Here is a 7,755-nt window from a genome sequence, read left to right as displayed (position 1 = left end):
GTTTAATAGAGAGTAATTGTATTTAATTCAACCTGTGAAAAATATACAGGTTTTGATTATTTATTTAAAGCATTCACACACAATTATAACGTTAAGGTTAAAAATAATGAATTTAACACTTAGGCAAAAACTGGCAGTGTCGGCAAGTATTGCCATTATTATCGGTGGATTAGTAGTAACAGCCTTATCTTTTGTTTCTTCTCTGGGGCGATTAGATCAAGATTTAAGTACGCGCTTAAAAGGGGTTGCGTCGGCATATAACCATTATGTAATTGATTGGTTAGATGCAAAGGGGACAGCGTTATCAGCAATGCCGACAGCTATTTCACAAAATTCGACACAACAGCATTTAGAGCAAGTGCGTGATTCAGGCAAGTTTGATAATGTTTTTCTTGCGTATAGCGATGGTTCGCAAGACAACGCAAATAAAGTGATTTTACCGCCGGGGAATAACGATCCTCGTCAGTGGCACTGGTTTCAGAATGCGATCAAGCTAAACGGTAAAGTTACTGTCGAAAACCCAACAGTTGCAGCAGCGACAGGTGCGAGTGTTGTATCTATGGGTAAAGCGATCAATATCTTTGGACAGCAGGCTGTATTGGGGGCCGATGTTGAGATGGTTGACATTATTAAGCAACTGGACGAGGTAATTTTACCGGGTAAAGGTTATATGTTTATTGCCAACGATAAAGGCAATATTTTTGCGCATGCAGATACGTCTTTACTTAATAAACCAGTGAACGCAAAAGATCGTGATTTAACATTTGATTTATTACAGCGTCTTGCTCGTACTGGTAAGGTTTCTCAGCAAGACATTACTGGCAATGAGAGTTATGTTTTTGTGGCGCCGATTCAAGGTACTAACCTTAATACCGTGATAGTGATTGATTACGATTCGGTTGTTTCGCCACTTTATACTTCCTTGTATGAGCAGCTATTTACCACACTATTAGCTGTTATTGTCTGTGTGTTCTTATTTAATATGCTATGCGCTTATTTGTTCAAGCCACTACAGCAAGTCTCGGATGCTCTTGCGCTAATAGCACAAGGCGGCGGAGATTTAACGCAGCGAATTGACATTGATACTAAAGATGAAGTTGGAGACCTTGCCCGTAACTTTAACCGTTTTGTTGCTAGCCTTCAGACCTTGATTAGCCATATTCGTGCACAAGGTGTAGAGCTAAACCAGACATCTGCAGAAGCAGAGAGACGTGCTGAACAATCGGCACTTGAATTAAATCGCCAACAAGATGAAATTACCTTAGTCGCTACAGCGGTGACTGAGATGGCATCAGCCACGCAAGAAATAGCATCACACGCTGAACAGACTGCTCGTGCAGCACAAGACTCTACCTCGCACACAACTAGTGGCCATGCCCTTGTGACCCAGAGCCGTGCGTCAATCAATAACCTTGCAACGGAAGTGAATGAAGCGACTCAAGTGATTGGTGAGCTCAACAGCCATGCGCAAGGCATCAATAGTATTCTATCGACGATTCAAGGTATTGCAGAACAAACTAACCTATTGGCATTGAATGCGGCTATTGAAGCAGCGCGTGCGGGTGAACAAGGTCGAGGTTTTGCCGTTGTTGCTGATGAAGTACGTGTACTTTCTCAACGTACTCATACTTCGACTGAAGAAATTCAAAGCATGATTGCCACACTGCAAACAACAACGTCGAAAGCGGTAGGTTTGATGGAAACCAGTACGCAGCTTGCTCAATGTTCGGTAGATGATGCCGATCAGGCAACAGCAGCGCTGGATCAGATCAGTAGCTCCGTAGCACTGATTAGTGATATGGCAACTCAGATTGCGACCGCGGCTGAAGAGCAAACGCATGTAACGGATGAGATTACGCAAAATACTACGACGATCAAAGATGTGACTGATCAGCTTGCGATAGATGCACAATCATCTCGTGAACAAGCGCAGAGTTTAAGTAACCAAGCGTCAGACCTGAACGATAAAGTGGCAGCCTTTGTTGTTTAATCGTAATTGATTTACTTAGTGTTATAGCCCTGCTATTGAGGAGCTATAAGGCTGAAATTAAAACGCCCGCTCAGGCATTCTGAGCGGGCGTTTTGTTTTATGGGATCTTTTATCTTCGATGCAGAATTGTCATCGAATGTGCAGACTGCATGTGTGTGGTACACACTGTTGGCTGACTTGGATTTAGATCGGATGTATCACAAATAATCTCCCATGGGCTGCCTTTTGGTAGACGAAAGCGCGTGGGGATTTTGTCTGGATTGATCAGATACAGTAATTCAGAACCGCAGTGATATAACCCCAAATGTAAAATGATTGGCGAATGCTGATGCCAGTCATCTACGTTTAAGCGTTGGCTATTGGGCTTCATCCAGTTAATGCGGTGCTCACCTCGGCTCTCCCCAGAAAATCCTTCAATAAAAGGCACCATGTATTTACTACGGGCAGCGATGATCTGCTGTAACCACTGATAAAAATCATGCTGTGTATCGCCTAATTGCCAATTAGCCCAGCTGATATCAGAATCTTGGCAGTAGGCATTGTTATTGCCTTTTTGGGTATGTGATAGGCTATCAACAGCCAGTAAGTGCGGGATACCAAAGCTAAATAATAAGCTAGTGATCAGGTTTCGCTTCTGTCTTTCTCGTAGTGTAACAATGGTTGCTGTATCGGTAGGCCCTTCGACACCGTGGTTAAAGGAACGATTATCACCATGACCATCTCGGTTATTTTCTTTGTTCGCTTCGTTGTGTTTGTTGTTATAGGACACTAGGTCTTGCAAGGTGAAACCATCGTGGTAACTAATGTAATTAACACTGAGTTTATCGGGCCATTTTGAGGCGCTAAACAAGTCACGAGATCCCATTAAGCGGGTGGCAAAATCACCCAAGCTTGATTTGTGGTTCCAAAAGCTCCGCGTTATGTCCCGGAATTTATCATTGCACTCATTCCAGCGCATTGGGAAGCCACCCAGTTGATAACCATTTGGGCCAATATCCCACGGTTCAGCAATGAGTTTGGTGGACTGTAAGGCGGGATCTTGGTGGATACTTTGGAAAAAGGCAGCTCTGCGATCGAACAAAGGCCCTCGGCGTCCTAAAGTTGCTGCTAAATCAAAGCGAAAGCCATCAATTTGATATTCTTCAACCCAATGACGCAAAGAATCCATTACGGTTCTTAGCGCGGGAGGGTAGTTAAGATCAACGGTATTGCCGCAGCCTGAGTAATTCTCAAATTGGCCTTGGCCATTCATTAGGTAGGTTTTTGGGGCCAGCTGCTTAAAGTTAAAGATTAACCCGCCATCACCACTTTCGGCTGTGTGGTTATAAACAACGTCTAAAATCACTTCTATACCATGCTGATGCAGGGTACGTACCATGGTTTTTAGTTCAATAACCGGGTCACAAACCGCAAATTTTTTGTCTGGAGCGAACCAGCTGAGAGGGTTATAACCCCAAAAATTCGTGAGTTTTTTATCGTGAAGATGTTCTTCATCTAAGCTGGTTGCGATAGGCATCAGCTGAAGGGTTGTGATACCTAACGATTTAAAATGTTCAATACATGCAGGGTGACAAAGGCCAAGGTATTTCCCCTGAAGTTCCGTAGGGATATCGGGGTGGAGCTGGGTAAAGCCTTTGACATGCAGTTCGTAGACAAGCGTATTAGCCTGCTCGATATGTGGTTTTTCTGTGCTTTGCCAATCAAATTCATGTTGCACAGTAATCGCGACGGGTACTGTTTCTGACAGTGGATTTAGACCCAGCTTATGAGCATAAGGGTCGATCAGCCACTGTGTTTTTTTCGATGATACAACACTATAAGCGTAGCGAGTACCTGCTTGAATGCCGCTGACATGGGCTGAATAGATATGGCTATGATTTTTATGTAGCGCAATAGAGTGATGATCATTTTTGTCATCAAAAATAACAAGAGTGAGTCCTTTTGCATGTGGGGCGTGAATTGCAAAATTACACCCTGTCGCAGTGATAGTTGCACCAAGTGGGGTTGCGGTGCCTTTGGTTACTTGCCAGTCCATGGGATCCTCAATACGCAATAAAGGCTGCCAAGGCAGCCTTTGTCTATTCAAACCATTAATCAGCAGTAAACTGCAAAATATTTATAATGGTAATTGAATAAATGTCCTGATTGTCATTATTTTTTAGCTTCAACGGCATTGATGAAGGTTGGTCGTGCATCGGCAATTCCCAGTCTCTCTGCTTCATCAAGTAGTTTCATAGCTTTATTAAGGTCACCATTATTTACAGCATTCTCAATGGAATTCAAGTAGTAACCTTTAGTTTCTTTTATTGTAGGAGCATGGTCACCCACAGGGGCGCTACTTAACATTTGGTTATTAGCTAGACTCGGTGAAGACAGTATCAGTGAAAATTGCCCTTTGGAACCACTGTGTTGCACGACTGGGTCCGCAATTTCAGGTGGCTGAGTACTACGTGCAATTGCATAAGCCTTTGCAGGGTGAAGTACTGTGGTCGATTTTGTGAGATCTTCAGGGGTACTAAACACAAGAATACGTGCTTCTTTTTCGGTTAGTGGTGGCAGAAAAGTAAATTTACCAACTAAACGATCATTTTCGAGCATCGCTGCGGGTTCATATTTAAATTGTGCTGAAGCATATTCTTGTATCAGTTGATTTTTGCTGTTGTAAATCTGGACTGTTGGCGAGTAGATTGTTTTATCTGCGTAGCTTTTTAGCTCAATGGTAATTGCCCCACGGTTTGCTGGGACTGTAAATGCAGCGATAGCACTTTTACTTAGGGTGTTGTTTAAGTGCTGACTGGTGTCATCAATTGTAAATTTAGTTGTACTTGGTATCTGTATTGGGGTCCAAGCAATTTGGCTAATTGATTGTAGATTTTTTTCTACTTGGTTTTTGGCAGCCGTCGTCACTTCATCTTGTGACGTAACACAACCGCTTAGCAAGGTAGCGAGTAGCAAGATAGGGAAGGTTTTATTCATGATTATTACCACCTTTGACTGTATTTGCTTTGCCCATAAATGACTTACACACAAAGCAAATACAGCTGGCCTAATAGTAGGCCAGCTGTGATTTTAAGCTAGAGAAGCGAAGTGCTTACCACCATGCTTCAACTTGAACACCAACGCTGTATTCAGAATCTTTATCACCGAATGCTTTGTCGTTTTTGCTATCTTTTAAGTAGCTAGCGTATACGCGTAGTTCAGGGCGTGCCCAGAAGCTAGAGCCAGCAGACCAGGCTTGTGCAACCGTCAATTTGCTACCTGCTTTGTCTACTGTACCTGTATCAGCTGGTGCATTCTTCTCATCGAAGATACCGGCTTCGAAGATAGTTTTCATGTGGTTGTCCCATTTGTACATAGGGCGAACCACTGCGTTCCAGATTTTGTGATCATCTTGGCTATCGTAGCTAGATGCTGCGTATACAAGTTGGTGACCAATTTCGAAGCTTTCTGTTGGTGCTACCACACCCCAGTTGATGATACGGTAACCTTTTACGCCGTCATCAGATTTGGTGTTTGTGTAGTGACCTGCACCTAGAGCAGCCATTTGCTGACCGAAACCGTTAGTACCGTATTGAAGAACAGTCTTGTTAAAGCCACCAAGTAGGTTGCCTTGTGTTAGCTCAGCTGTACCCATTACGCTGTCTTTGAAATCAACGCCTTTTTCTTGAGTATCTGTTGGGTTAGCTTTGTTGTAGTTGATACCTACTTCAAGGCTAGCATCTGACCATAGGTTGATACCGCTGTAGCGAACGTCGAAGTTATTACCGTTAACTTTACCGTCGTCATCGCGTAGCCAAGCTACAGATAGTTTACCTGGACCTACAGATAGGTTTTCAATACCAGCACCTGCGCCAGATGTATCCCAGTAGTAGAAATCAGAGATGTGGATGTCGTGACGTTGGTAGTAACGCTTACCTGCCCATAGCACGGCTTCTGAATCGCTAGCGATTAGGCCTTTAGCTTGAACATTGAATTGACGAAGAGCAATTGAATCCTCTTTACCATCTAATGTTTCCCAATCGCTAGAACCATTAGCAGAAACAGCAAGCATTGAGTCAACGTAGAAAGATGCACCGTCTTGGTTGTAAACTTCTTTACCTAGACCAATTTCACCGTATACGTCGTTTTCGTTACCTAGACGGCCAACTTTATTTTTCTCGTAAGAAACGTTTGCACCATTGTCGCCACTGATGCCAACACCGGCACGCATGTAACCATGGAAATCAACGCCATCAGATGCCATAGCAGATGCTGATACTAAAGCTGCAGAGACAGCAGCTGCTGTTAGGCAGATTTTGCTCATCTTCATTTGTAACTCCTTAAGTGAAACATTATGTTCTTGTTGTTTTTCCGTTATAACAATTAGGCTGATGAAAACGCCCTTTTTATAGTTCTTTGCAAAGCCATTGTTTATGGCAATAAAGCTTTGCAAAGAATTGGCGGGAATCAGGGTTTTCCTCCCGCCGACCGTTTGGTCAAATCTCAAATGTGCATGTGAGAAAAAGAGTGAACTCAGCAATAAAACTCTTATCCGTATTTGGATGAACTCATTGTGCTCTTGCTGTTAATTAACAGCATCCTCCTCCGAGATATTAATTTTAGGAGGAGTAGGGAGGAGGAGTGCGTAGGTCACACTTTGTTATTTCATAAAGGAAAATTGAGCTAAATGGCGAATTTTATGTGTTGAAGATCACTTTAATAAAAAAGGTGTGATCGTCGTCATGTAATTAATTTGAACTTAATCACGTAATAAGTAATGCCCTAGGGGGATGAGTGAGGCTTATTAAACGTTTTGCTTTTTATTATGAATAAAAATTGTGACAAGACAGTGTTTGTTAATGAATAACGTGAAATTATAACTGTGATCAATTCACAATCTATTTTCTATTTAGTGTTGATAATAAGATTTTGATCACGGTTTTATACTCATAACTGAATGCAGGCTGCTGAATATTAAAAAGGCATTTGGGTATGAAAACAAATGCCTTTAATTGAATTTAATTTCTGATGTGTTGATGATTCAAATAACCAGGCTCATAAATACCATTTTTATAATTCCCAATTTTAGAGAGTTGATCGCCAGTCGATGCTGTGCGATGTGTGCGTGTATCTATCGGGTAGTTCACATAGTTGGGTTCTATGGCACCTGTTCTCGCTTGGTGGTTAATGGATAGCGGTTTGCTTGTGGTATCCGTCGATCTTTCACGGGCGTGGTTGTAGTTGGTGTAGCCGGGCTGGTAGATACCATTAGCATTAAAATGACCTATATTCTGTAAGTCTGCTTCGGCTATAAAACTGCAAGCTAATGTCAGCACTGCAAGTGCGGTTTTGATAAACATACTGAATCCTCTGATGAAGTGACTCAGAAAAACAGACCGCTTTTACTTCGTTATCTTTCACTATTCAAAATTACAAACGCCTTTGGCACTGCGTATAAAAGCCCTTGTCACTTTGTATAAAAGTGCCGAAGGCGTTTAGTGTTTTACATGTAGTTGAAATGGACGCTGTTATTCATCTAAAAATGTTCGCCCTTCAATGGAGTATGGCTCATTACTCTCGTAGAGATTTGTTTTACCACGAAAGTGGGTTAACTGTTGCTCAAGTAATGCAGCTTCGTGGTAGTTACCCTCTTCATATGCCATTGCAATACGAAGTTCGATATCTTCGAGTCTCTCTCTATTGTCCATTAGAAATCCTCCCATGATTTTCATCTACATAAATAAATGGTTTTTCATGATCAGTTTATGTCACTTTGAGGCTTTTTT

The 7,755-nt window shown here is 42.2% G+C and carries 6 protein-coding genes; 1 reads left to right on the top strand and 5 read right to left on the bottom strand.

Annotation, left to right across the window (positions count from 1 at the left end; translation table 11 throughout):
- Positions 1–106 precede the first annotated feature (106 nt).
- A complete protein-coding gene (locus ASV53_RS21320) occupies positions 107–1,990 on the top strand; it encodes a methyl-accepting chemotaxis protein (RefSeq protein ID WP_189337934.1) in 1,884 nt (627 codons plus the stop codon).
- 109 nt (positions 1,991–2,099) lie between these two features.
- Here the strand turns inward: ASV53_RS21320 and ASV53_RS21315 are convergent, their stop codons facing one another.
- The 5 genes from ASV53_RS21315 to ASV53_RS21295 form a co-directional block, all read right to left on the bottom strand.
- Positions 2,100–4,025 carry a glycogen debranching protein gene (locus tag ASV53_RS21315; protein WP_094958583.1) on the bottom strand — a complete coding sequence of 642 codons (1,926 nt, stop codon included), beginning with the start codon at positions 4,023–4,025 and terminating at the stop codon, positions 2,100–2,102.
- 116 nt (positions 4,026–4,141) lie between these two features.
- Positions 4,142–4,966: a MalM family protein gene (locus ASV53_RS21310; protein WP_094958582.1), complete on the bottom strand. Its 825-nt coding sequence runs from the start codon at positions 4,964–4,966 to the stop codon at positions 4,142–4,144.
- Between the two features lie 115 nt (positions 4,967–5,081).
- Positions 5,082–6,293, bottom strand: a complete 1,212-nt coding sequence (locus ASV53_RS21305; RefSeq protein WP_094958584.1) for a maltoporin — start codon at positions 6,291–6,293, stop codon at positions 5,082–5,084.
- Positions 6,294–6,987: 694 nt separating this feature from the next.
- Entirely contained in the window at positions 6,988–7,329 is a 342-nt protein-coding gene (locus tag ASV53_RS21300; protein WP_094958581.1) for a hypothetical protein, read from the bottom strand.
- Between the two features lie 168 nt (positions 7,330–7,497).
- Entirely contained in the window at positions 7,498–7,677 is a 180-nt protein-coding gene (locus tag ASV53_RS21295) for a hypothetical protein (protein WP_094958580.1), read from the bottom strand.
- Positions 7,678–7,755 lie beyond the last annotated feature (78 nt).

This window comes from Photobacterium sanguinicancri, from assembly GCF_002265265.1.
Taxonomy (GTDB): Bacteria; Pseudomonadota; Gammaproteobacteria; order Enterobacterales; family Vibrionaceae; genus Photobacterium; species Photobacterium sanguinicancri.
Note: the sequence above shows the minus strand (reverse complement) of the source record. Positions and strands in the feature narration are given on the sequence as shown.

Coding starts and splice junctions, on each gene's coding strand:
- ASV53_RS21305 (WP_094958584.1), bottom strand. CDS start 6,293: ATGAGCAAAATCTGCCTAACAGCAGCTGCTGTCTCTGCAGCTTTAGTA.
- ASV53_RS21300 (WP_094958581.1), bottom strand. CDS start 7,329: ATGTTTATCAAAACCGCACTTGCAGTGCTGACATTAGCTTGCAGTTTT.
- ASV53_RS21295 (WP_094958580.1), bottom strand. CDS start 7,677: ATGGACAATAGAGAGAGACTCGAAGATATCGAACTTCGTATTGCAATG.
- ASV53_RS21315 (WP_094958583.1), bottom strand. CDS start 4,025: ATGGACTGGCAAGTAACCAAAGGCACCGCAACCCCACTTGGTGCAACT.
- ASV53_RS21310 (WP_094958582.1), bottom strand. CDS start 4,966: ATGAATAAAACCTTCCCTATCTTGCTACTCGCTACCTTGCTAAGCGGT.
- ASV53_RS21320 (WP_189337934.1), top strand. CDS start 107: ATGAATTTAACACTTAGGCAAAAACTGGCAGTGTCGGCAAGTATTGCC.